Genomic DNA, 21,467 nt, shown 5'->3' with positions numbered 1-21,467 from the left:
GGCGATCGGACGACGCGTTTCGACTATCCGCCCGTCTCTTTCCAGTCGTCCGGGTCCCCTTCGCGGAATTCGCCCTTGGCGTGGCGCTCGCGGGGCCAGAAGGCGAGGCCCAGCAGGACGACGTAGAACACGCCCACGACGGCGACCACAGCAGTTCCCGGGATACGGTCGACTCCGGCGGTCGTCAGCCAGTCTTGGCGCGGCGCGAACGCCGTGATCCTGAACGCCCACGCGCCCAAGAGGACACCGAGCAGAGCGAGGTACACGCTCCGGAGTCGGTTCGCGAGCGCTTCGTGCAACGAGACTTTCAGCGTCGGCCTGCGGTAGTCCCTGCTCAGTTCCGCTCGCCAGTCGTGACTCTCGGTGCCTTGGGACGGATCGAGGGCGTTTGCGAACAGATTCTCTTGGATGACTCGAACGCGAGAGCGAAAGACGTCGTAGTCCCGGTACCGCCGCGCTTCGATGCCCAGAAAGACGGTGACGACGACGATTCCGACCAGCAGGATGTAGTGCGGGTTATCGGTGCTCGAAAACGCCCACGTCAGGATCGCCGCCATCAGCGTCACCGCCCACGTCGTCGTCTCGTCGAGGCGCTGCCGCCACGTCCCCACCCGATCTATCTCCCCGCGGTAGGCGTGGGCCATCACCGAACCGAGTCCCGTGCTGTCGTCGACCATCTCGCGGCCGATCTCCCGTTGATCCGATGCCGTCGGGTCGAACTCGTCGCTACTCGAATCGGTCATAGCGGATAGACAGCTCCCCGCTGCATAAGTAGACACTGTGATAGTATAATTTAAGTGTTATATACGGAGAACATCGCGGGTCGCTCAGTTACGGAGCGCTTCGACGGGGCCGCTGCTTCCGCGGCCGTCAGCCCGGTCGGCGAAACGCGAGACTGTACATCCGCCCGGCCGATTCCGACCCGATCTCGGCCGCGAGCCGCCGAGCGGTCGCCGCTAGCGCGTCGCCCGCTCCACCGGAACCGTCCGCGGCCGAGGCAGCCGCGTCGGCCGCCTCGTCGGCGTGTGCCGAGACGTGGCTCTCGGTCCAGGGCACCGGCTCTAAAAGCGCCCGCTCTCGCTCGAACTCCCAGCCGTGGCCCGCGAAGAATCGCCGCAGGAACGCCGCCGGGTAGAAGGTGAGCGCCGGCCGGCCGCGGGCCAGCTCCGACGCGGCGTTCTCGACGGCGAACAGCTCTCGCATCGCGGCGCCGTCGGGCGGCGGGTCGTAGTCGTCGACGACGAGCTGCGCGCCCGGAGCCGCGACCCGCGAGAGTTCCTCGGCCACCGTCGACAGCGACGCGGGATCGAGGACGTTACAGAGCCCGTGTGCGGTGATCAGATCGACGGATCCGTCGGGGAGCGGGATCGCTCGGAGGTCCGCCTCCAGCACGGCCAGGCGGTCGCCGTGGTCGCCGCTGTTCTCGTCGCTATCGTCGCTGTCGTTGGCGCCGTCGCCGTTCTCGTCGCCACCGTCACCACCGTCACCGCCCTCGCCGTCAACGCGCCGTCGCGTCGTCCGCGCGTGATCCCGGTCGTTCGTCACGGCGTACACCCGCGCGGCGCCGTTCGCGAGCAGTCCGCCGGTCGTGTTTCCGACGCCCGCACCGGCCTCCAGACAGCGCTTCCCGGCAACCGGTTGATCGTCGAGCGCGGTCGTAACCGTGTGCGGCACGTCCATCCGTCTCGCTCAGTGGTGCAGCTGTTCGGGAACCGGACTGTCGTCGTGGCGCACCCGTTCGATCAGCGACCGCTGGGCGGTCGCGTCCATCCCGTCGTAGTCGGCGGCAGCTTCGAGGATCATGGTGACGAGCTTCGGATCGCCGGCGCTGACGACGCTGGTGAGCCCCTGTGCGGCGGCGAAGTCGAACCGGTCGCTGATCTCGTCGGGCGCGGTGACCGGTCGGTACCAGTTCGCCAACGGTCGGTCCGCCTCGGGGAGCTCGTCGGTCGAGGGCCACGAGCCGCCGGCGAACGCCTTGATCCCCAGCGTGCCGACGTTCTTCTCGTCGGCGCGTGCGAGGACCGCCTCGTAGTCGTACTCCTCGTCGTCCTTCCCGGCGACGACGGGGTTCAGGGGGAACATCAGCGACTCGAGGTCGTCGATACGGTCGAGCGCGTCGAGGATGAGTCCGGGGTCGCCGTGGCTCGTCAGACCGATGTGGTCGATCAGTCCCTCCTCTTTGGCCTCGCGAAACGCCGCCAGCGCCCCGTCGTCGCCCGTGATCTCGTCGAGCTCCGAGTCGTACTCGAGCCCGTGTACCTGATACAGGTCGATGTTGTCGACGCCGAGGCGGTTCAGCGATCGGTCGAGCTTGCGCCACGCGCCCTCGTAGGTTCGCTCTTGGGTCTTGCAGCCGAGGAAGATATCCTCGCGGTGTTGGCGGAGCTTCGGGCCGAGCTTCAGCTCCGCGTCGCCGTACTCCGGCGCCACGTCGAAGTGGTTGACGCCGTAGTCGAGGACGTGTTCGACCATTTGGTTCGCGCCCTCCTGTTCGAGCCAGTTGAGCGCGATCGCGCCGAACGTCATGACGGTGCTGTCGTGACCGGTGTCGCCGAGCGGGCGGGTCTGCATACGTACGCCATCACGCCGGCGCGGCATAACGGTTGTCGGCCGCGAGTCGGATCTCGCAACTGCCCCGAGTCCGGCTCGCGGTCCGGTAGGTTTACCGCCGTCGACGCCCCCCGATTCGCACATGAGCCTCGAGGTCGCCGTCGCTGTGCCCTTCCAACAGCGAGCGACGGAGCGGTTGGGCGAGGGGGAGTTCGTCGTCGCGCTGTCGCTCGATCGGGACTGGTTCTCCCCCGACCAGGCGAAGCGGCTCGTCGACGTCGCGGTCGGGCGCGGGCTGGTCGCCGAGGAGGACGGCGACCTCGTCGCCCGCTTCGACCCGGCCGACGTGACCGTCCCGGAAGGCTTCGCGCCCGACGAGTCGATCCTCCGCGAGCAGTCCACCTTCGAGACGGCGCTCGACGCGATCGTCGCCGCCGGCGTCGAGAAGCAGCGCGCGGTCGCCGGCATCAACGAGCGCCAGCGCTCGCTCGCGGTCAGCATCGAGGCGGCCGCGGTCCTCTTCGCGAAGGAGCACGGCGCCGCCGTCGACCAGCTCGCGGCCGACGTTCGCGAGGGACTGGCCGCCGCCGGTGATGAGACCGGCGAGGGAGATGCGGCCGGCGACGGTGACGAGACGGACGACCCGACCACCGGCGCCGCGGAGGCCGAGTGATGGTCGACGAGCGCCTGACCGACGGGGTTCGGATCGGCCAGCTGCTCGCCTCGGAACTCTCCGGCAACGAGGGTCGCCTGCGGCACCTCGCGCTGGCCGACGCGGACCCCGATGTCGAGCCCACCCCGGACGGCGCGCTCGCGTATCGGGTGGTCCGCGGCGGCGAGAACGACGGCGACCTCGTCGCCGAGGCCTACGTCCAGCCGGACCGGCTCCGGATCGAGTTCGTCGTCGCGCCCGACGCGGCCGCCGATGCGGCGGGCGAGGCCGACCTACGCGTCAGGCCGAAGGCGGTCCGCCCGCCGCGGACGCTGGTGTTCGTCGAGGGCGGCGCGCAGGTGAAGCGGGCGCTCCCGGCCTTCGAAGCCGTCGTCGACGCGATCGGAGAAGAGCAGTAGCGCGGGGGAAAACGCGTCGCCGCCTCAGTTCGTCTGTCCGCCGTCGCCCACGGCGACGTTGCGTGATCCCGACGCCGACGGGTCGTCGAGCGACCCCCCGCCGACCTCGAACTTCCGGAGCAGCGCCCGGAGCCGCTCGGCCTGCTCGGCGACCGAGCCGGCTTCGGCGGTCGCCTGCGACATCGCGGCGAGCTGCTCGTCGGCCGCCGTACCGACCTCGTCGGCCTCGTCGGCGGTCGACCGGCTGATCCCCGCGACCTCCTCGACCATCGACACCGCCTCCTCAGTGCTCGCGGCCTGGTCGTCAGTCGCCTTGCTGATCTCGCGGATCCCGTCGTCGGTCTCCCCGGCGTTGGCCGCCACCTCGGCGAACGCGTCTGCGGCGTCCCCGACGGCCTCGGCACCCTCTTCCATGTGCTCTTCGGCGGTCCGGACCTCCTCGACGGTCGCCTGCGTCTGCGCCTGCGTGCCGGCGATGAGCTCCTCGATCTCCTGGGCCGCCTCCTGCGTCTCCTCGGCCAGCTGTTTCACCTCGTCGGCGACGACCGCGAACCCGTCGCTCCCGCCGCCGGCGCCGCCGGCCCGCGCCGCCTCGATGTTGGCGTTCAAGGCGAGCAGGTTCGTCTGCTCGGCGATGTCGCCGATGAGGTCGACGATCTCGCCGATGTCCTCCATCCGCTCGTCGAGGACCCTGACCTTCTCCGCCGTCTCACCGATCGCGTCCTGCGACTCCCGGACGCTGTCGATCGCCTCGCCCGCGGTGTCCTGCCCCTCGTCGGCGATCGACGCCGTCTCCTGGGCCGCGTCGGCGACGGTCTCCGTCGAGGAGGCGACCTCCTCGATCGTCGCCGAGAGGGTGTTCATCTCGCCGGAGACCTGTTCGAGCATCTCGCGCTGGTCGGCGGCGCCCTCGGCGATCTCCTCGATCGACCCGCGAACGTCCTCGCTGCGCGCCTCGGCGGCGTCGACGCCCTCGACTGTCTTCCCGCTGGCCGCGGACACCTCGCCGGCGAACGACTGCACGTCCCGCATCGTCGCCTCCATGTCGTCCATCATCTCGTTGAACGCCGCGCCGATCTGCTCCATGGCCTCGCTCTCGCTGTCGGCGTCCAGCCGGACGGTGAGGTCGCCGCCGGCCGCGCGGTCCATCGTCGCGCTGTAGTCGTCGGCCTTCGTCTCGAGGTGTCGGTTCAGCCGTTCGACCTCCTCGCGGCGCTTCTCGACCTCCGCCTTCGCCGCCTCGACGTCTTGGATCTCGGCCTTCTGCTCGGCGACCAGATCGAGCTGCCGTTGCGCCTCCTCGCGGGATTTCTCGATGGAGTACCAGTTCACCATCAGCGCGCCCACGAGCCCGAGGACGAAGGCGGCGTGGATGCCGCCCCACGCGACGGGGTTCTCGATGGCCGCCGCGTGGTTGTACACGAGGCTGGCGTCGATCTGACTGAACGCGGCGTGGCCGACCGCGACGTACGCGACTCCGACCCCGAACGGGAGCCAGTCCTCGTACAGCGCCAGCACGCCGGCGAACACGAAGAAATGGAAGTGCGCCTCGATGTAGCCGCCCGAGAGCTTGACGAGCGCCATCGACACCGTCATGACGCTGAACGCGGCGAGCACGGCCCGCTTTCGCCGGTCGATCGGCGCCCACATCGATAGCGCCGCGGTGGCGAGGATGGTCGTCACGAACGCGACGAGCATCCACGTCGGGGTCGCGGGGATCTGCGCGCCCGTGACGAGCGACTCCGTCCCCTCGTACAGCCCCAGCGCGATCAGGAACGGCACCTGTGCGACGACGACGAGGAGGATGTTACGGTGGCGTCCGTGCCACATCTCCTCCGGCATCGACGTGCCGTCCGGGACGTATCTGAGCACCTCTCGGAGCTTCTCTACCGGTCCTGACGGCCCGCTCTCCTCCGCACTCGACGGGTCGTAGTTCCCCCCGCTCGACCCGACCGTTGACTCGGCCATGGTGAATACACGTCGTACCATTTAAAAGAATACACCCTCCGAATATTACCCCTGATACTCTTCTCGACGCTCAAGCGGTTCCGTGACGCGCGAACGGGCGTTCTCGGGACTGGTGGTGCGGACCCGCGCCAACTTCGGTGAGCGTTCTCCGAACAGGGGTTGAACGAGTTCGAGTTGGCGAACTGAAAGACGTTGAAAATCGCACAGTCACACAATAAGTACGGTCTTATTTATATGAAAACAACTTATGTACCACCACAAAGATACTCCGGTTAAGGTGATGATAACAGTCACATTGCTGAGACTGATACGCGACGCCGACGAGGATCTGCTCAACCAGCTCACCGGTCTCACGGGGATCGGCTGGACCGCGTCGGTTCTGGGGTATCTGAGCACCGTGATCGGCTACGGGAACAGCCTGATCAGCCGACTCGTCTCCGAGCCGCAGTCGCTGCTGTACGTCGGCGGCAGCTTCTTCCTTCTCACGCTCGGACTCGACAGATTACAGAGCAAACTCGTGGCCGAACGGGACGGCGAGGACGGAGCGGGCGAGTAGCGCTCTGCGCCCGCCTGAGCCGACGCGTTTTATATCCCTCCGAACCGCGGTACGGCCGTGACGCTCGATCCGATCCACGTCGAGAACATCGCGCAGCTCGCGTACGGCATCGCGGGCGACGTGGACACGACCGATCACGACGACCTCGCGGGCCGGGTGTGGCGCGACTGGCTCCCCGAGCTCCGCCGCGACGGACGGGTCGTGATCGAACCCGTCGACGGGCACGAGCGCCGGCGGGCCCCCATCGACGACGCCGCCCTCACCGACCGCCCGTTCGAGACGGTCCACGGGCTCGACTCCGGGACGATCAACCCGACCACTTTTAAAAACGGGCTCGTCGTCGACGTGGCGCACGCCGCGATGGCGAGCACGCCGAGCGACCTGGACCTCCACCGCGACCGGACCATCGTCGCGACCGTTCACGCCGGCGACTCGACCGCGAACTTCGACGGCGAGTGGCGCTCGCGCGACGACGGCCACACCCGCCAGCGCGTGCTCCACGCTCCCCGGGTAAATCGGTACGCGGAGGGAGTCGTCCACGCGCTCGCCTTGTACCTCGCCGAGGGGACCCACGCGCTCGACCACGCCGACGAGGTCGACGACCTGCTCGTGTTAGACGGTCCAATATACCCGAAGGAGCTGTTCACGTGGGACGACCGCAACCCCGAGCTCGGCGCGCTCGCTCGCGAGGCGAAGCCCCGGGCCGTCGTCGAGAAGTACGTCCGGCTCGTCGAGCGCTTCGTCGAGCGCGACGTGCCGCTGGCCGGGTTCGTGAAGAACCCCTCCAGCGGGACGATCGTCCGCGCGCTGACCCGGAAGGGCGTCGAGCCGCCGTGGCCCGACGACACGGCGCTCTTCACCCGGCTCTTAGAGCGGCGCGAGGGCGACGGCTCTGGAAGCGGCAACTCTGTCGGCGACGGTCGATCCGACCGCGTCGACGACGAGCTCACCTTCACCACGTGGTTCCGCAGTCGGGGTGGCGCCGACGCGACGATGGCGGCCGACGGCGACGCGCTCGGGATCGACCGCGAGCTCGACCCCGAGCTGTACGAGCCGACGTTCATGGTCGTGTACGACCCCCGGACCGACGTGACCTACAAGCTGGAGGCGCCGTACGCGTTCGCGCGCGACGCTGAGACTCGCGACCGGCTCACCCGGCAGGTGCTCGCCGACGTGGCGACCACCCGCGGGCCGCCGGAGGCGGTCGGCAAGGCCGACGAGCTGGCGCGGATCTCGGCGACGGAGAAGGCTGCGCTCCGCCGGAAGTTTGAGGAGCGCTTCGACAGCGACCAGCAGGCGACCTACGACGACCGGCGGTGGGGGAAGGAGCCGTATTAAACGACCCGTCGACGCGGTCGGTGCGGTCGGCGCGTGCCTGCGAGTGGCCGCCGAAGGCGGCCGCGAGTCAGCACGCGCGAGGTCGCCGGCGACGAGGCTGGGGCTTTGGAAGTGTTCACCGCGGCGGTAGGTTTATAAACAAACGGCTGGGACTTCGGCGGCGTTCACCGCCGCTCCGGAAGTAACGATTCATTAATGAACGATTGCGGCTCCGGACCCGTACTCCGCCTCTCCGATCACAGAGGAACAAGGAGGAAGCCCACGGCTTCAGTCGTGGGCCACTGACTCCGTATACGCCTCGCGCAGGAACACCAAGGCCCCACCGAGCATCGCGAGGTTGCCGAAGAAGGCGAGTCGCTCGCCGCTTTTGTCGTCCTCGTCGGCGTTCCAGAAGTCGTGCATCGTCGCGGTCACGACGGTCAGGAACGCGACCGCCGCGCCGGTCGCGACTCGGGGGAGCCGCCAGAGCGCGATGCCGAGGCCGGCGGTGACCATCATCCCGGAGGCGAACGGGGCGGCGAGGTCGGGCGCAGGCACTCCCGCCGACTCCGCGTACTCGATCGTGTCGTCCATGTCGCGGAAGTCCTCCGAGGCCTGCGCGGCGAGACCGGCGCCGAGCAGGATTCGGCCGAGCCGCGACGGCGCGCCGCGGCCGACCGCCTCGTCGGTCGTCTCCGTGGGTTCGTCGTCGCTCATGGGACGCACAACGCGGCCGCACCTCATAAATCGCGGTGGCGGACTGATCCGTCTTCGGCGAACGACCCTCTCCGCCCACCGGCCCGTCTCCGGCGGCCGCGACGACCTCAGTCCGCGGTCGCGGCCGTCGCCTCGTGGTCGATCTCCGTCCCGAGCACGTCGAGGAACTGCGCGATCCACTCGGGGTGGTCGGGCCACGCCTGTCCCGTGACGAGGTTCCCGTCGGTGGTCACGCCGTCGACCCACGAGCAGCCGGCGGCCTCGACCTCGGGTCTGACCGCGGGGTACGCGGTGATCTCGTAGCCGTCGAGCACGCCCGCCGCTGCGAGGATCTGCGGCCCGTGACAGATCGACGCGACCGGCTTGTCGGCCTCGAAGAAGTGCCGCACCGCGTCGAGTACCTCGTCGTAGCCGCGCAGGTACTCCGGAGCGCGTCCGCCGGGCACGACCAGCGCGTCGTACTCGGCCGGGTCGACTTCGTCGAACCCGTGCGTGAGCGCAAAGTCGTGGCCGCGCGTCTCCAGATACGTCTGGTCGCCCCGGAAGTCGTGGATCGCGGTCTTGACCGTCTCCCCGTCTTCCTTCTCGGGGCAGACCGCGTGGACCTCGTGGCCGACCGCCTGTAACGCCTGGAACGGGACCATGATCTCGTAATCCTCGCCGAAGTCGCCGACGATCATCAGTATCTGTTGTCCTGTCATGTGTGCAACACCACCGCGATCTACGCGCCGCGACCCCATAACGATACTGGCGAGCGGTACCGTGCCACAGGGGAGCGGGTTCGTCGCTCACTCGGAGCAGACGTCTTCGAGCCAGTCGAACTGCGCCGCCAGCTCCGTTCGCCGTTGCCGTTCGATGATCGTCGAGTCGAGCACGTCGCCGACGATCGCGACGTCGAGCGCGAACTCCGTCGTCGCTTCCACCTCGCTTCCGTCGGGAGCGGGCGCGACCGCGTACGTCGTCCGCATCTCCTCGAAGATGCCGTCGCGCTGTTCGTACGCGAGGTCGACCTCGGGGCGGTCGACGAGTTCGAGCGTGAGATCGATCGTCGCGATCCCCACCTCGTTGGCGACGCGGACCGTCTCGCCGTCGACAGTCACGTTGTCGAACCCCGACGCCCGCATGAATCGCTCGATCCGCGTCATCGACTCGCGGACGACCGCCGGCGGTGCGTCGATCGTTCGCGAGAGCGTCACCGAGTTCATGGAACCCTCTTCGCGCCGGAAAACGACCGTCGTCTCGGTAGCGGTGTGGCGACCATTCGACGGCTCATGGAAGGTGCTCAGGCCGCTTCCCACGTGTGCCGAACATGTTCGGCCAGAGCGCGATCGGACTTACGGACGGTCGCTGTCCGAGAGCGCGGTCAGCGGACCTGTGCGACCCCGAAGGGAACGCCGAAGTCGCCGATCGGTCCGTGCGTGGCTATCTCTCTACAAGTTCCGGCAGCGGGATCGGCCCGCGGCGATCACTCGCCGCCGGAATCGCCGTCGGGGTCGGGGTCGTAGATCTCGGGGTTCTGTTCGCCCTGCACGTCGAGCACACCGAGCAGCCCCTTGCGAGCCACGCGGGTCAGCGAGTGGTCGACGATCTTGATCGGACCGGGGACGGGGGTCTCGATCTCCGCGGCGGTGACGGTACCGGGCTCGACCGGCGTCGTCTCGACGAAGCGCGCGGGGTCCGAGACGAGGTCGCCGTCGCGGTAGAGCCTGTCCCAGACGTTGCCGATGGCGTGCCACGAGCTGCTGAGGTTCGGGCCGCCGTTGGAGAGGAAGACCCGGACGGTCTCACCCTGCTCGATCGGGACCCGACCGTAGCCGTCCTTCGTGAACGCGTACGCCTCGCCGTTGAACGCCATGTAGGTCGGGTCTTCCGACTTGGCGGCCTCCACGCTCCACTTGTGGTGACCCTCCTCGCCGGTCTCCTTGTCCGTGTACAGCTCGTGCTGACCGAAGTAGAGCTCCTTGTCGACCTCCGGGAGCCCGTCTTTCGGCTCGACGAGGATAGCGCCGAACATGCCCGCGCTGATGTGCTGGTCCATGTTCGGGACCGCGCAGTGGTAGATGTGGGACCCGGGGTAGGTGGCCTTGAACTCGATGGTGGCCTCCTCGCCCGGAGCGATCGTCGTCGCGTTGGCCCCGCCGCCGGGACCGTAGACGGCGTGGAAGTCGATGTTGTGCGGCATGTCGCTGTCCTCGGGGTTCTGTAGCGTGAGATTCACCGTGTCGCCCCGGCGGACGCGGACCATCGGCCCCGGAACCCGACCGTCGAAGGTCATGTAGTCGAAGGTGACGCCGGGCTCGATCTCGGCGGTCACCTCTTTCGTCTCCATCGTGATGTCGTGCGTGCGCGGCTGGTTCCAGTCGACGGGATCGGGGACATCTGTCGGGTCCGCCGCGACACGGTCCACGTCGACCGACGCGGCGCCGGACTCGTCCGACGTCTGGGCCGCGGTGGTCGACGCGGCGTTCGCGCTGTCCTCGGTACAGCCGGCGAGCGCCGCCGCGCCGCCGAGACCCGCCACTTTCAGGAACGAGCGCCGTTCGATGTTGGGAAGTAGCGCCATCGTGTCTCTCCTCCGGTTGTGGATTGGCGGTTATAGCCCGTATAACGCCACAATTATTCTCATTCAGTGAGCAAATACCTGAACATCATCGTCGTTTTGAGTTAAAGGATGTCCAGGTCCGATACCGGTAGTCCGAATACGTTCGGTCGGCGGGTGGTCGCGGCGAGTCGACGGTTCCCGACGGCGGGGTCGGACCGGGGTCGCACCTCACTACTGGGCCGCCTCGTCGGCGCCGACCTGCGGGGGGAGGTCCTCGACGAGCCGATTGATAGCGATCTCCTCGACGCGATGGAGCGCCTCGCTGCAGGTGGACTTCGCGACCCCGACGCGGTCGGCCAGCTCCGTGAGCGAGCAGTCCCGCGGCGTGTCGTAGTACCCCTCCTCGACCGCGCGGAGGAGCAGGTCCTGATCGGTCTCGGTCAGGAGCTGGCTCGCCGGGAGCCGCTCCCGGACGTACTTGACGCGGAACTCCAAGTCGAGTTCGTCGAACTGCCGGCCCAGCTCCGCGATCCGGTCTTGGGCCCCGGTGACGTCGATGACCGCCTCGCCGCCGCTGATCTCGACGGGCATCTCGATGGGGACGCCCGACCGCTTCGCCGCGAGCTGCAGCAGCGGCGCCGACGTCTCGAACTGCACCGTCGCCTCGTGGTCGGACCGGTCCATCACCGACGTGTCGGTGACGGCGGGGTGGGACTCCATCGCCTCGAGGACGGCCGCGACGTCCGGAGCGGTTATCCACACGAGCGCGAACCCCGGACCGTCCCCCGGGAGCGCGGCGATCACCCGAAACGTCGCCGCCGGGAACTCCCGGGAGACGTCGGCTGCCCACGGCCCCTCCGGCAGCTCGACGACGAGACGCGCCTGTGTCATCGGCCTTCTGGAAGGGGTACTCCCACCTGTCGGTGAGGCGCACCGGCCGGGCACGACCGAGTTCGGCTCCGTCGGGAGCCGGGGAGCGGTTCGGATCGCGGTCGCGGGAGCGGGCGTCCCCTCCCCGACCGCCGGGACGTGAGCGTGACGCGTCGTCGGTCGAGGGCGTGTTCGGCCATGGTCGGACGGATTCACCTACGTCCCGGATGAAAAGGCAGCGTCGGACGTTTTTACGGAGTGACACGGTCGACCGAATTATTCGAGGCGCGGGCTTATACCCGCATCTGAGCGGAGCGACGCCGCCGCCGCAGGGCCCCTCGTCGGGGTGGACGACGGGCGCGACGACGACGGCGGGAGTTCGGGCGACGACGCTTCGCCCGCACACGTGCCGAACACGTTCGCGAGTTCTGTTGCTGCGGCTGTCTCGAGGTGACCCGTCGGCTCGACGCCGGCCTGCGCCGCGTAGGCGATCAGGACCCCGATCGTTCCGAGGCGGACGCCGCGCGAGGCCGCCGTTCGGTGTGCGAGCAGCGCCGCGGCGGCGAGCAGGACGCCGACGGCCACCGCGGCGGCGTGGTGGACCGCGTCGATCGCGGAGCCCGCGTCCGTGGCGGCCGTCGCGCCGAGCGCGAGGAGCAGGTACGTCCCCACGACCGCCCAGATCAGAAGCGCCGTGAGCCGTGGTCGATCCATACGTCCGACTCGCGTCCGCCCCCGCGTTTCTTCCCCCGAATATGTTCGACGAGCCGATCTGAACCCTCTCCCCGGCGCCTGGAGCGCGCGTGACGAAGCACCAACGGCCGGCGAGAACATGTTCGGGAGCGCCCTCATGTCCGGAGCCGTCGAACACGCGGTAATGGCTATCGCCCCCTCGCGGACGGATGCCTGCGGCTGCGTGCGCCCCACCGCCTGCGTCGATCGGAACAGAGGGTTGTACCTCGTCGCAGTCAGGCGGATCGGCGCCGACCGCGACGGTCGGGTCCGGACGGGAGAGGTGAGCGATCTCCTCGACGTCGCGCCCGCGAGCGTGACGGGAGCGTTCGAGCGGCTCGCCGACGCGGGGCTCCTCCGATACGAGAAACGAGAGGGCGTCGCTCTCACCGATCGAGGGCGGGAGGTCGCGCTGGAGCTGGAAGCGCGCCAGTGCGCCGTCCGAACGTTCTTTCGCCGTCGAACGGGGTTCGACATGTCCCTCGAAACGGGCTACCGGATCGGATACGTCCTCTTGGACGAGGCGATCGGTCGGCTTCGCGCGCTCGCGGACGAGACGCCGAACGCGTGCTCCGAGCTCCCGGGCCAGGGTGTCGAACGGTGCCCGTTCGCGGAGACGGAGTGTTGACCCTGATCAGCGGGTGAATTCCCGATACGCTCTGAAAGCGCGTCCCCCGCCGTCACCCGTTGAGCCGGGGCGGTCGCGAGCGACCTGAAAGCGAGACGAGAGTGAACCGAGGCGATCGGGGCCTAAGGCACCAATCGATCGATTCCCGGTCTCATACATTTATCTAGGTATTTAATATCCCCTATATGGGGGTTGATAGCCCGTTTCGTATCAATACTGGGGAACAGTATATATCATATATGTCATTGGGAAGCCTCTCCTGAAACAGAGAAGAATCATGTCACAAGACCTCAGCAGGCGGAAGGTGGTTTCGGCACTCGGGATCGGAGCGGTCGGCGCCGTCGCCGGCTGTATCGGCGCGCCGGTGAACGCGGAGACGACGCCGGAGGGCGAGACCGAGCGGGTCGCCCCCGAGCTGGACCCCGCACGCGACGTCGACGCCGACCGGATCGCGGCCGACCCGACGGACGTGCCGGCCCCGGTCGACTGGGACGAGCCGCGCGAACACGACGTGACGCTCCGTACGAAGGAGCTCGTCGCGGAGATCGAGCCCGGCGTCACGTTCGAGTACATGACCTTCGAGGGTCGGGTCCCCGGACCGATGATCCGGGTCCGGCGGGGCGACACCGTGAACCTCCGGTTCGAGGTGCCGGCCGACGACAACAGCGACATCCACAACGTGGACTTCCACGCCGTGTACGGCCCCGGCGGCGGGGCCGTCGAAACGACGCTGGTGCCCGGCGACGACGCAGCGGAACTCAGTTTCCGCGCTGAGTATCCCGGCCTGTTCACCTACCACTGCGCGGTGCCGGCGATGGACCACCACGTCAGCGCCGGGATGTTCGGCACGATCCTCGTCGAGCCCGAGGGAGGGTTACCGACCGTGGACCGGGAGCTCTACCTCGGCCAGCACGAGCTGTACACCAAAGGCGACCTCGGCGAGAAGGGCCACCACGCGTTCGACCACGGCGCGATGCTCGACGAGGACCCGACGTACGTCGTGTTCAACGGGACCGATCACGGCTTCACGAAGGACCGGCTCGGCGCGATCGACGCCGCGGTCGGCGAGACAGTCCGCGTGTTCTTCGTGAACGGCGGCCCGAACCAGTCCAGCTCGTGGCACCCGATCGGGAACGTCTGGTCGCGGCTGTACCGCGACGGCGACCTCGTCTCGGACCCCGGTCAATACGTCGAGACGACGCCGGTCGCGCCCGGGACGGCGACGGTCGGCGAGATGGAGCTACCGGTTTCGGGACCGATCAAGATCGTCGATCACGCGCTCTCGCGGGCCGGCCGGCGCGGCGCGCTCGCGGTCGTCAACGTCGAGGGAGAATCGAACTCAGACGTGTATGATCCGGGGACCGAGGGGTCGGCCTGAGTGGGACCGAAACCGCGGATCACCTATAAACAGGCGCTCAGACGCCGCGGCCCTGCAGCTGCTCTTCTTCTTCCATATCCTCGTTTGACTGGCCCTTCATCCCCTTGCCGATGCCGGAGGCGATGTCGGCGAGCTCGTCGGGGTCGTCCCAGTTGTTGACGGCCTCGACGATCGCGTTCCCCATCTCGACCGGGTCCTCCGCGCCGAAGATGCCGGAGCCGACGAAGATGCCGTCGCAGCCGTGGTGCATCATCAGCGCGGCGTCGGCGGGCGTCGCGATGCCGCCGGCCGCGAAGTTGACGACCGGGAGCCGGCCGGCCTCGGCGGTCTCGTGGACCAGATCGCGGGGGGCGCCGTGCTCGCGGGCCCACTTCTCGCGCTCCTCGTGGTTCAGTCCGGTGAGCGTCCGGATCTGGTTCTTGATGGTGCGCTGGTGCTGGACGGCCTGGTTCACGTCACCGGTGCCGGCCTCGCCCTTCGTCCGGATCATCGCCGCGCCCTCGCGGATCCGCCGGAGCGCCTCGGGGAGGTTCCGGGCGCCGCAGACGAACGGCGACGCGAAGTCGCGCTTGTCGATGTGGTATTCGTCGTCGGCCGGCGTGAGCACCTCCGACTCGTCGATCATGTCGACGCCGAGCGACTCCAGGATCTCCGCCTCCTTGCGGTGGCCGATCCGCGATTTCCCCATCACCGGGATCGACACCTCGTCGATGATCTCGGTGACGTTCTGCGGGTCGGGCATCCGCGCGACGCCGCCGCGCTTGCGGATGTCGGCCGGGACCGCCTCCAGCGCCATCACCGCGACCGCGCCGGCATCCTCCGCGATCCGCGCCTGTTCGCGGGTGACGACATCCATGATGACCCCGCCCTTCTGCATCCGCGCGAAGCCGCGCTTGACCAAGTCGGTCCCCCGCTTCAGCTCCTCCAGATCCGTGGCCTCTGCCATGTCCGATCCGTGGGTCGCCGGCCACTTAACGGGTCGCTTTGCCGGGAGTTGAAGGGCCATCGGGGCCTCGGATCGGCGGATCCGACCCGACCGCTCTCCCCGGCCGACCGCTCTCCCCGGCCGACCGCAACCGCGAAGTCCCTCGGCGACGATAGGCGACCCGTGACAACCGGAGCCATTCTCGCCGGGGGGCGCTCGACCCGCTTCGGCGACCGCGACAAGGCCGTCGCTCCCCTCGCAGGCGTGCCGATGGTCCGCCGCGTCGCGGACCGGCTCGCCGGCGCCGACGACCCCGTCCCGCCGGGCGCCGACCGCGCCGCCGGCGGCGACCCGGTCGTCGACGAGCTCGTGGTCAACTGCCGGCCCGATCAGCGAGAAGTGATCGAGGACGCACTCGACGGCCTCCCGCTTCCCCGCCGCTGGGCGGTCGACGACGAGCCCGACTTGGGGCCGGTCGCGGGCATCCGGAACGCCTGTCAGGCCGCCGAAAACGAGTACGTCGCCGTGGTCGCCTGCGACATGCCGTTCGTCGACCCGTCGTTCCTCGACGCGCTCCGCGGGGACGCCGCGGGGCGCGAGGCCGCGATCCCGCGGCTTGACGACCGCTGGCTCCAGACGACGCAGGCGGTGTACCACGCCGACGCGATGGCGGCCGCCTGCGACCGCGCCCTCGCCCGCGGCGACCGGAAGGTGTTGGCGCCTATCGACGACCTCGACCGCGTCGTTGTCGGGGACGCCGAGATCCGCGAGCGCACCACGGCACAGACGTTCACCAACGTCAACACGCGGGCGGAGCTCGCGGAAGCGGAGACCGCGATCGCGGCGTCGCTCGACGGCCGCGACGCCGACGCTCGGTGATCGGAGGTCGAGAGAAGACGGGAGTGGACGGAAGACCGCAATCAGTCAGTCAACAGCTCGTACGCCTTGTTCAGCTCCTTGAACGCCGCCTCGTCGCCGTCTGCTCCGTCCGGATGGAGCCGCTTCGCCCGCTCTCGGTAGGCGGACCGGATCGCCTCGCTGTCGGCGGTCCGGTCGAGGCCGAGCGTCTCGTAGGCCTCGCGTTCGGACATCCCGCTCGCCGGCGGGGCGCGGTCTCGGGGGTCTCCGGGGCCGCCGCGACCGCCTGCCGCGGACCGGGCCCCGCCGCGGCCGAACCCGCCGTCCGTCGCGCCGGCGGACCGGTACGCTGACCGGCGGTGTTCGGCGGCTCTCGCGCGCTGTCGGGCCCGTGCGCGCTCACTCGGGCCAGCCCCCGCGGCCTCGCGTTGGACGCGGTCGCGGAGCCGGCCGCTGGCGTGGTACCAGAGGAAGTACGCGACGACGGCGAACGGAACGGCGACTGCCAACAGGACCGGGGAGACGACGACTCCGGCGACCAGCAACAGGGCCGTCAGCCCGATGAACGTCGCTGCCATGCCGACGACGATCGCGCGGTTCGTCACGGGCTCTCTCGGGGCTCCAGCGTTGTAAGCGCTCGGGCGCGGCGGATCCGCTCGGACGATTCCACCGCTCGCCTCCGCACCGTTTATGCCCGCGGGCGCCCGGATACGTGGTATGCCGACCCCGGACCGAGAGACGGTGACCGGGCTCCCGCCGGGGATCGCCGCCGCCCGCGAGGAGCTGACGCCGATGCTCTCGCAGTACGCCGACCTGTGTGCGGCCCACGAGGACGCCCTCGTGCTGTTCCAGGTCGGCGACTTCTACGAGGCATTCTGCGAGGCGGCCGCGGCGGTCGCCCGCGTCTGCGAGGTGACGCTGACGGAGCGCTCCGACTCCACCGGCGACTACCCGATGGCCGGGATCCCCATCGACAACGCCGCGCCCTACCTCGAATCGCTGCTCGACGCGGGCTACCGCGTCGCGCTCGGCGACCAGATCGAGGACGCCGAGCAGGCGTCCGGGCTCGTCGACCGCGCCGTCACCGAGGTGATCACGCCCGGAACCGTCGTCGAGGACGAGCTGCTGGAGGCCGGGACGACGAACTACGTGGCCGCGGTTGCGGGCGGAGGCGACGAGGCCGGCACTAACGCGTCAGATGTCGTCGGCCTCGCCGCCGTCGACGTTTCCACGGGCGAGTGCCTCGTCACGTCGGGCGACCGCGACGCGGTCGCGGAGGAGCTCGACCGGATCGCGCCCGCGGAGCTGATCGCGGGACCCGACTCCCCCGACTTCGAGCCGACCGACGCCGAGCGCGGCTGGACGACCCACGCCTACGACCCCGACGCCTTCGAGCGGCGGGCCGCGACCGAGCGGCTGGAGCCGTACCTCCCCGCCCCCGACCGCCGGTTCGACGGCGACGCCGAACTGCGGGCGGCGGGGGCGGTGCTCGCGTACGCCGAGTACACGCAGGGCGACGACGGCCCGCTCTCGTACGTCACTCGGATCCGGCGGTACAACCCCCGCGACCGGCTCCGGCTCGACGCGGCCGCCCAGCGCAGCCTCGAACTGTTCGAGAACCGCGGGCTGGGCGCCAGCGACACCCTGTTCGACGCGCTCGACGAGACGAGCTGCGCGCTCGGCCGGCGGTGTTTAGAGCGCTGGCTCCGGCGCCCCCTCGTCGACGCCGACGCGGTCCGGAGCCGCCACGACGCGGTCGACGAGCTGGCCGACCGGACGCTGGTCCGAGAGGGGCTCGCCGACGCGCTCGGGGCCGCCTACGACCTCGAACGGCTTGTCGGCCGGATCTCCCGCGGGCGCGCCGACGCCCGCGACCTGCGCTCGCTGCACGCGACGCTCGCGGTCGTGCCGGAGCTGAAGGCGACGCTGGCGGGGGCGGAGGACGGCGAGGCGGGCGCGGACGGCGCCGTCTCCGGGGACGACGACGCCGACCTCCCCCGCACCGACCACCTCCGTGACCTCCGCGACCGCCTCGACGAGCTGACCGAGGTCCGGGAGCTGATCGACGACGCGATCGCCGCGAATCCCCCGCCGGAGATCACCGAAGGCGGCGTGATCGGTTCGGGGTTCGACGGCGACCTCGACGCCCTCCGCGCGACCGAGCGGGAGGGACGAGAGTGGGTCGCCGACTTAGAGGCGAGCGAGCGCGAGCGCACCGGGATCGACTCGCTGTCGGTCGGCCACAACCAGGTCCACGGCTACTACATCGAGGTGACCGACGCCAACCTCGACCGGGTCCCCGACGATTACCGCCGGCGACAGACGCTGAAGAACAGCGAGCGCTACTACACCCCCGAGCTGAAGGAGCGCGAGGAGGAGATCGTCGGCGCCGCGGAGCGCGCGGACGCCTTGGAGTACGAGCTGTTCGCCGACGTGCGCGAGCGCGTCGCGAGCGAGACGGAACGGATTCAGGAACTGGCGGACGCGATCGCGGCGCTCGACGCGCTCCGCTCGCTGGCGACCGTCGCGGTCGATGGCGACTACGTCCGTCCGGAGATCGTCGATGACGCTTCCGATCCCGACGCCGGCATCGAAATCGAAGGTGGCCGTCATCCGGTCGTCGAGCGCGCCGAGGAGTCGTTCGTCCCGAACGACGCGGACCTCCCGCGCGGGTCGATCGCGGTGATCACGGGGCCGAACATGAGCGGGAAGTCGACGTACATGCGGTCGGTCGCGCTCGCGGTCGTGCTCGCGCAGACCGGGTCGTTCATCCCGGCGCAGGCGGCCTCGCTTCCCGTCTTCGACCGGCTGTTCACCCGCGTCGGCGCCTCCGACGACATCGCCGGCGGCCAGTCCACGTTCATGCGCGAGATGAGCGAGCTGACGGAGATCCTCCACGACGCCGGCCCGGACTCGCTCGTCCTCCTCGACGAGGTGGGCCGCGGCACCGCCACGACCGACGGGCGCGCCATCGCCCGCGCCGCCGCCGAGTTCATCCACGACGAGCTGGGCGCGACCGCGCTCTTCGCCACGCACTACCACGACCTGACCGACCTCGCCGACGAGCGGGAGCGCGTCTTCAACCTCCACTTCACGGCGACCCGCGAGGGCGGCGACGTGACGTTCCTCCACCGGGTCGTCCCCGGGGCCTCCTCCTCGTCCTACGGCGTCGAGGTCGCCGAACTCGCCGGAGTTCCGGCCTCCGTCGTGGATCGGTCCCGCGACCTCGTGACCGCGGAGACGGGCGACGCCGAGGCGGCAGACGACGAGACGGGCGGAGCCGAACTCGCGTCCGACGGCGACGACGGCAGCGACGCGGACGCCTCGCTTCGTGAGTTCCTCGCGGAAGAAGAGGGGACTGACGGTGAAGCGGAGGCGGAGCGTGCTGAAGGCGCGAGCGCCGGGGGCGATAGCGACTCCGCGACCGACGGCGACCCCCAGAGCGACCAGTCGGCCGGCTCCCGGACAGATCTGACCGCCGCCCTCCGCGATCTCGACCTCGCCCGGATGACGCCGATAGAGGCGCTGAACGCCCTCCACGACCTCCAGTCGCGAGTCGACGATGGCGGGTGAGGAGCGCGCCCGCGGCGGGGGCGAGACCGACCCGGACAAGTCGGAGGAACTGAACCGCGTCAGCCGGCTCGATCCTGCCACTGTCGACCGGATCGCCGCGGGAGAGGTGGTGACGCGTCCGGCTCGGGTCGTCGGCGAGCTGATCGACAACGCGCTCGACGCCGGCGCCTCGCGGGTCGAGGTCGCGGTCGACGGCGACGGCACCGACCGGATCCGCGTGGCCGACGACGGCCGCGGGATGAGCCGCGAAGACGCCCGGCTCGCGGTCGAGCGCCACGCGACGAGCAAGCTCGCACCCGACGGCGACCCCGTGGGCGTCGACTCGCTCGGCTTCCGCGGCGAGGCGCTGGCGGCGATCGCCGAGGCCGCGCGGCTCGAACTCGTCACCAGCGACGGCAGCGCGGTCGGGACACGGGTGGTCGTCGATGGGGTGGCGTCGGGCGGCGAATCGACCCGCGGTGCCGATTCCGGAGAGCCGACCGTCGCCGACGCCGGGCGCGCCCGCGGCACCACCGTCGTCGTCGAGGACCTGTTCGCGACCCGGCCCGCGCGCCGGGAGTCGCTGGCGGGGGCGGCGGCGGAGTTCGCGCGGGTCTCCGCGCTGGTCGCCGACTACGCGCTCGCGAACCCCGATGTCGCGTTCACGCTGGAGCACGACGGGTCGCGGACGCTGTCGACGCCGGGCACGGGGATCACGGAGGCCCTGCTCGGCGTGTACGACCGCGAGACTGCGAGCCGGTCGACGGAGGTCGCGGCGAGCGTCGAGGTCGAGACAGAGGGATCCGAGAGAGATTCGGTCGAGGTGTCCGGCGCCCTCGCGTACCCCTCGGTGACGCGGTCCTCCCGCGACCACGTCCGGGTCTCGGTGAACGGGCGCCCGGTCCGGAACGACCGGCTCGCGGCCGCGGTCCGGGCGGGGTACGGCCGCCTGCTCCCCGACGGCCGCGAGCCGGTGGCGGCCGTGGACGCGTCGCTGCCGCCCGCCCGCGTGGACCCGAACGTCCACCCCGCCAAGCGGGAGGTCGGGCTCCGCGACGCCGGCGCGGTCGCGGACGCGGTCGAGTCGGTCGTTGCCGACGCGCTCACGGGCGCCGACCTCCGGCGGAAGACCGAGGTCGACACCGGGCTCGACGAGGCGCTGAATCCGGTCGGCGGCGACGAGGGCGAGCGCCCGGCGGCGTTCGCGGACGCGGATCCGATCGGGACGTTCCGCGACCTCTACCTGCTCGTCGAGTCCGGCGACGAGCTGCTCGTGATCGACGGTCACGCCGCCCACGAGCGCGTGAACTACGAGCGGCTCGCCCGCGCGTTCGACGGCGAGGCGGTGCCGACCGCCCCGCTCGATCCGCCGGCGACCGCGTCGCTGTCGGCCGACGAGGCGGCGGCCGCGGAGGCGCACACCGACGCCCTCGCCGCGCTCGGCTTCGAGGCGGAGCCGTTCGGCGGGGGGACCGTTAGGCTCCGGACTGTCCCGGCACCGTTCGGGCGGGCGGCCGACGCGGACGCGTTCCGCGACGCGCTCGCGACGCTCGCGGACGGGGAGTCGCCGCGGGACGCTCGGGAGGCGCTGCTCGCCGATCTGGCGTGTCACCCGTCGCTGAAGCGCGGGGAGATCGGAGAGCTCGACGCCGGGGAGCTGCGCTCGCTGCTCGATCGACTCGGCGAGTGCGACCGCCCCTACGCGTGTCCGCACGGGCGGCCGACCGTCCTCTCGGTCGACGAGGCGACGTTCGCGGCGGGGTTCGGTCGGGACGGGTGAGCGGCGGTTTCGGACGACCC

21 protein-coding genes are annotated in these 21,467 nt (G+C 70.1%); 9 read left to right on the top strand and 12 right to left on the bottom strand.

The features are described 5' to 3' along the window. Positions 1-23: 23 nt before the first annotated feature. The 3 genes from ACP96_RS00235 to ACP96_RS00225 all read right to left on the bottom strand — a co-directional run bounded on the left by ACP96_RS00235 (position 24) and on the right by ACP96_RS00225 (position 2,574). Positions 24-743 (bottom strand): DUF2270 domain-containing protein, encoded by a 720-nt coding sequence (locus tag ACP96_RS00235; RefSeq protein WP_050031667.1) that lies wholly within the window; start codon positions 741-743, stop codon positions 24-26. A 127-nt stretch (positions 744-870) separates the two neighbouring features. Then, on the bottom strand, positions 871-1,680 hold the full coding sequence (locus ACP96_RS00230; RefSeq protein WP_050031666.1) for a class I SAM-dependent methyltransferase: 810 nt from the start codon (positions 1,678-1,680) through the stop codon (positions 871-873). 9 nt (positions 1,681-1,689) lie between these two features. Then, the gene (locus ACP96_RS00225) at positions 1,690-2,574 is read right to left on the bottom strand and encodes an aldo/keto reductase (RefSeq protein ID WP_050031664.1); all 885 of its coding nucleotides are present in this window, start codon (positions 2,572-2,574) and stop codon (positions 1,690-1,692) included. 121 nt (positions 2,575-2,695) lie between these two features. On the opposite strand from ACP96_RS00225, the gene ACP96_RS00220 reads away from it, so the two are divergent. Both ACP96_RS00220 and ACP96_RS00215 read left to right on the top strand, forming a co-directional pair. Beyond that, positions 2,696-3,226 carry a DUF2240 family protein gene (locus ACP96_RS00220; protein WP_050031663.1) on the top strand — a complete coding sequence of 177 codons (531 nt, stop codon included), beginning with the start codon at positions 2,696-2,698 and terminating at the stop codon, positions 3,224-3,226. Then, positions 3,226-3,624, top strand: a complete 399-nt coding sequence (locus ACP96_RS00215; protein ID WP_050031662.1) for a hypothetical protein — start codon at positions 3,226-3,228, stop codon at positions 3,622-3,624. Before ACP96_RS00220 ends, ACP96_RS00215 begins: the two co-directional genes overlap by 1 nt. A gap of 24 nt (positions 3,625-3,648) precedes the next feature. Here ACP96_RS00215 and ACP96_RS00210 read toward each other — a convergent pair whose 3' ends face one another. Beyond that, positions 3,649-5,592: a methyl-accepting chemotaxis protein gene (locus tag ACP96_RS00210; protein ID WP_082222419.1), complete on the bottom strand. Its 1,944-nt coding sequence runs from the start codon at positions 5,590-5,592 to the stop codon at positions 3,649-3,651. A gap of 280 nt (positions 5,593-5,872) precedes the next feature. On the opposite strand from ACP96_RS00210, the gene ACP96_RS00205 reads away from it, so the two are divergent. Further along, positions 5,873-6,148, top strand: a complete 276-nt coding sequence (locus ACP96_RS00205; protein ID WP_050024220.1) for a hypothetical protein — start codon at positions 5,873-5,875, stop codon at positions 6,146-6,148. A gap of 57 nt (positions 6,149-6,205) precedes the next feature. Beyond that, positions 6,206-7,486 carry a DNA double-strand break repair nuclease NurA gene (locus ACP96_RS00200; protein ID WP_050031661.1) on the top strand — a complete coding sequence of 427 codons (1,281 nt, stop codon included), beginning with the start codon at positions 6,206-6,208 and terminating at the stop codon, positions 7,484-7,486. 267 nt (positions 7,487-7,753) lie between these two features. On the opposite strand, the gene ACP96_RS00195 is transcribed toward ACP96_RS00200, so the two are convergent. From ACP96_RS00195 to ACP96_RS00170, 6 genes are all read right to left on the bottom strand, one after another. Next, entirely contained in the window at positions 7,754-8,182 is a 429-nt protein-coding gene (locus tag ACP96_RS00195) for a DoxX family protein (protein WP_050031659.1), read from the bottom strand. Positions 8,183-8,289: 107 nt separating this feature from the next. Beyond that, complete coding sequence (locus tag ACP96_RS00190; protein WP_050024217.1) at positions 8,290-8,883, bottom strand: DJ-1/PfpI family protein; 594 nt, start codon at positions 8,881-8,883, stop codon at positions 8,290-8,292. A gap of 87 nt (positions 8,884-8,970) precedes the next feature. Beyond that, positions 8,971-9,387, bottom strand: a complete 417-nt coding sequence (locus tag ACP96_RS00185) for an SRPBCC family protein (RefSeq protein ID WP_050031658.1) — start codon at positions 9,385-9,387, stop codon at positions 8,971-8,973. Between the two features lie 260 nt (positions 9,388-9,647). After that, positions 9,648-10,745, bottom strand: coding sequence for a copper-containing nitrite reductase (gene nirK, locus ACP96_RS00180; RefSeq protein ID WP_050031656.1), 1,098 nt, complete (start codon positions 10,743-10,745; stop codon positions 9,648-9,650). A 210-nt stretch (positions 10,746-10,955) separates the two neighbouring features. Then, positions 10,956-11,615: a helix-turn-helix domain-containing protein gene (locus tag ACP96_RS00175; protein WP_050024213.1), complete on the bottom strand. Its 660-nt coding sequence runs from the start codon at positions 11,613-11,615 to the stop codon at positions 10,956-10,958. A gap of 255 nt (positions 11,616-11,870) precedes the next feature. Continuing rightward, positions 11,871-12,308: a hypothetical protein gene (locus ACP96_RS00170; RefSeq protein WP_050031654.1), complete on the bottom strand. Its 438-nt coding sequence runs from the start codon at positions 12,306-12,308 to the stop codon at positions 11,871-11,873. Positions 12,309-12,471: 163 nt separating this feature from the next. On the opposite strand from ACP96_RS00170, the gene ACP96_RS00165 reads away from it, so the two are divergent. Together ACP96_RS00165 and nirK (ACP96_RS00160) are read left to right on the top strand one after the other, a co-directional pair. Next, on the top strand, positions 12,472-12,954 hold the full coding sequence (locus ACP96_RS00165) for a metal-dependent transcriptional regulator (RefSeq protein ID WP_161785346.1): 483 nt from the start codon (positions 12,472-12,474) through the stop codon (positions 12,952-12,954). 277 nt (positions 12,955-13,231) lie between these two features. Next, a complete protein-coding gene (gene nirK / locus ACP96_RS00160) occupies positions 13,232-14,332 on the top strand; it encodes a copper-containing nitrite reductase (RefSeq protein WP_050031650.1) in 1,101 nt (366 codons plus the stop codon). A 37-nt stretch (positions 14,333-14,369) separates the two neighbouring features. On the opposite strand, the gene pdxS is transcribed toward nirK (ACP96_RS00160), so the two are convergent. Continuing rightward, complete coding sequence (gene pdxS / locus ACP96_RS00155) at positions 14,370-15,278, bottom strand: pyridoxal 5'-phosphate synthase lyase subunit PdxS (protein WP_050031649.1); 909 nt, start codon at positions 15,276-15,278, stop codon at positions 14,370-14,372. Between the two features lie 162 nt (positions 15,279-15,440). On the opposite strand from pdxS, the gene mobA reads away from it, so the two are divergent. After that, complete coding sequence (gene mobA / locus ACP96_RS00150; RefSeq protein WP_050031648.1) at positions 15,441-16,136, top strand: molybdenum cofactor guanylyltransferase; 696 nt, start codon at positions 15,441-15,443, stop codon at positions 16,134-16,136. Between the two features lie 41 nt (positions 16,137-16,177). On the opposite strand, the gene ACP96_RS00145 is transcribed toward mobA, so the two are convergent. Next, the gene (locus ACP96_RS00145) at positions 16,178-16,720 is read right to left on the bottom strand and encodes a J domain-containing protein (protein WP_050031647.1); all 543 of its coding nucleotides are present in this window, start codon (positions 16,718-16,720) and stop codon (positions 16,178-16,180) included. 112 nt (positions 16,721-16,832) lie between these two features. Between ACP96_RS00145 and mutS the strand changes: the two genes are divergently transcribed. Further along, on the top strand, positions 16,833-19,688 hold the full coding sequence (gene mutS / locus ACP96_RS00140; RefSeq protein ID WP_050031645.1) for a DNA mismatch repair protein MutS: 2,856 nt from the start codon (positions 16,833-16,835) through the stop codon (positions 19,686-19,688). Next, positions 19,678-21,447: a DNA mismatch repair endonuclease MutL gene (gene mutL / locus ACP96_RS00135; protein ID WP_050031643.1), complete on the top strand. Its 1,770-nt coding sequence runs from the start codon at positions 19,678-19,680 to the stop codon at positions 21,445-21,447. Before mutS ends, mutL begins: the two co-directional genes overlap by 11 nt. The last annotated feature ends 20 nt before the right edge of the window (positions 21,448-21,467 follow it).

The sequence above is a fragment of the Halorubrum halophilum genome, from assembly GCF_000739595.1.
Lineage (GTDB): Archaea > Halobacteriota > Halobacteria > Halobacteriales > Haloferacaceae > Halorubrum > Halorubrum halophilum.
This window is presented reverse-complemented; position numbering and strand designations above follow the sequence as displayed.

Excerpts from the sequence above, each read along its gene's own strand:
- ACP96_RS00235 (WP_050031667.1), bottom strand. The coding sequence starts at position 743 with ATGACCGATTCGAGTAGCGACGAGTTCGACCCGACGGCATCGGATCAA.
- ACP96_RS00165 (WP_161785346.1), top strand. The coding sequence starts at position 12,472 with ATGGCTATCGCCCCCTCGCGGACGGATGCCTGCGGCTGCGTGCGCCCC.
- ACP96_RS00215 (WP_050031662.1), top strand. The coding sequence starts at position 3,226 with ATGGTCGACGAGCGCCTGACCGACGGGGTTCGGATCGGCCAGCTGCTC.
- ACP96_RS00170 (WP_050031654.1), bottom strand. The coding sequence starts at position 12,308 with ATGGATCGACCACGGCTCACGGCGCTTCTGATCTGGGCGGTCGTGGGG.
- ACP96_RS00205 (WP_050024220.1), top strand. The coding sequence starts at position 5,873 with ATGATAACAGTCACATTGCTGAGACTGATACGCGACGCCGACGAGGAT.
- ACP96_RS00185 (WP_050031658.1), bottom strand. The coding sequence starts at position 9,387 with ATGAACTCGGTGACGCTCTCGCGAACGATCGACGCACCGCCGGCGGTC.
- ACP96_RS00195 (WP_050031659.1), bottom strand. The coding sequence starts at position 8,182 with ATGAGCGACGACGAACCCACGGAGACGACCGACGAGGCGGTCGGCCGC.
- nirK (WP_050031650.1), top strand. The coding sequence starts at position 13,232 with ATGTCACAAGACCTCAGCAGGCGGAAGGTGGTTTCGGCACTCGGGATC.
- pdxS (WP_050031649.1), bottom strand. The coding sequence starts at position 15,278 with ATGGCAGAGGCCACGGATCTGGAGGAGCTGAAGCGGGGGACCGACTTG.
- nirK (WP_050031656.1), bottom strand. The coding sequence starts at position 10,745 with ATGGCGCTACTTCCCAACATCGAACGGCGCTCGTTCCTGAAAGTGGCG.
- ACP96_RS00220 (WP_050031663.1), top strand. The coding sequence starts at position 2,696 with ATGAGCCTCGAGGTCGCCGTCGCTGTGCCCTTCCAACAGCGAGCGACG.
- mutL (WP_050031643.1), top strand. The coding sequence starts at position 19,678 with ATGGCGGGTGAGGAGCGCGCCCGCGGCGGGGGCGAGACCGACCCGGAC.
- ACP96_RS00175 (WP_050024213.1), bottom strand. The coding sequence starts at position 11,615 with ATGACACAGGCGCGTCTCGTCGTCGAGCTGCCGGAGGGGCCGTGGGCA.
- ACP96_RS00230 (WP_050031666.1), bottom strand. The coding sequence starts at position 1,680 with ATGGACGTGCCGCACACGGTTACGACCGCGCTCGACGATCAACCGGTT.
- ACP96_RS00210 (WP_082222419.1), bottom strand. The coding sequence starts at position 5,592 with ATGGCCGAGTCAACGGTCGGGTCGAGCGGGGGGAACTACGACCCGTCG.
- mutS (WP_050031645.1), top strand. The coding sequence starts at position 16,833 with ATGCCGACCCCGGACCGAGAGACGGTGACCGGGCTCCCGCCGGGGATC.
- ACP96_RS00190 (WP_050024217.1), bottom strand. The coding sequence starts at position 8,883 with ATGACAGGACAACAGATACTGATGATCGTCGGCGACTTCGGCGAGGAT.
- ACP96_RS00225 (WP_050031664.1), bottom strand. The coding sequence starts at position 2,574 with ATGCAGACCCGCCCGCTCGGCGACACCGGTCACGACAGCACCGTCATG.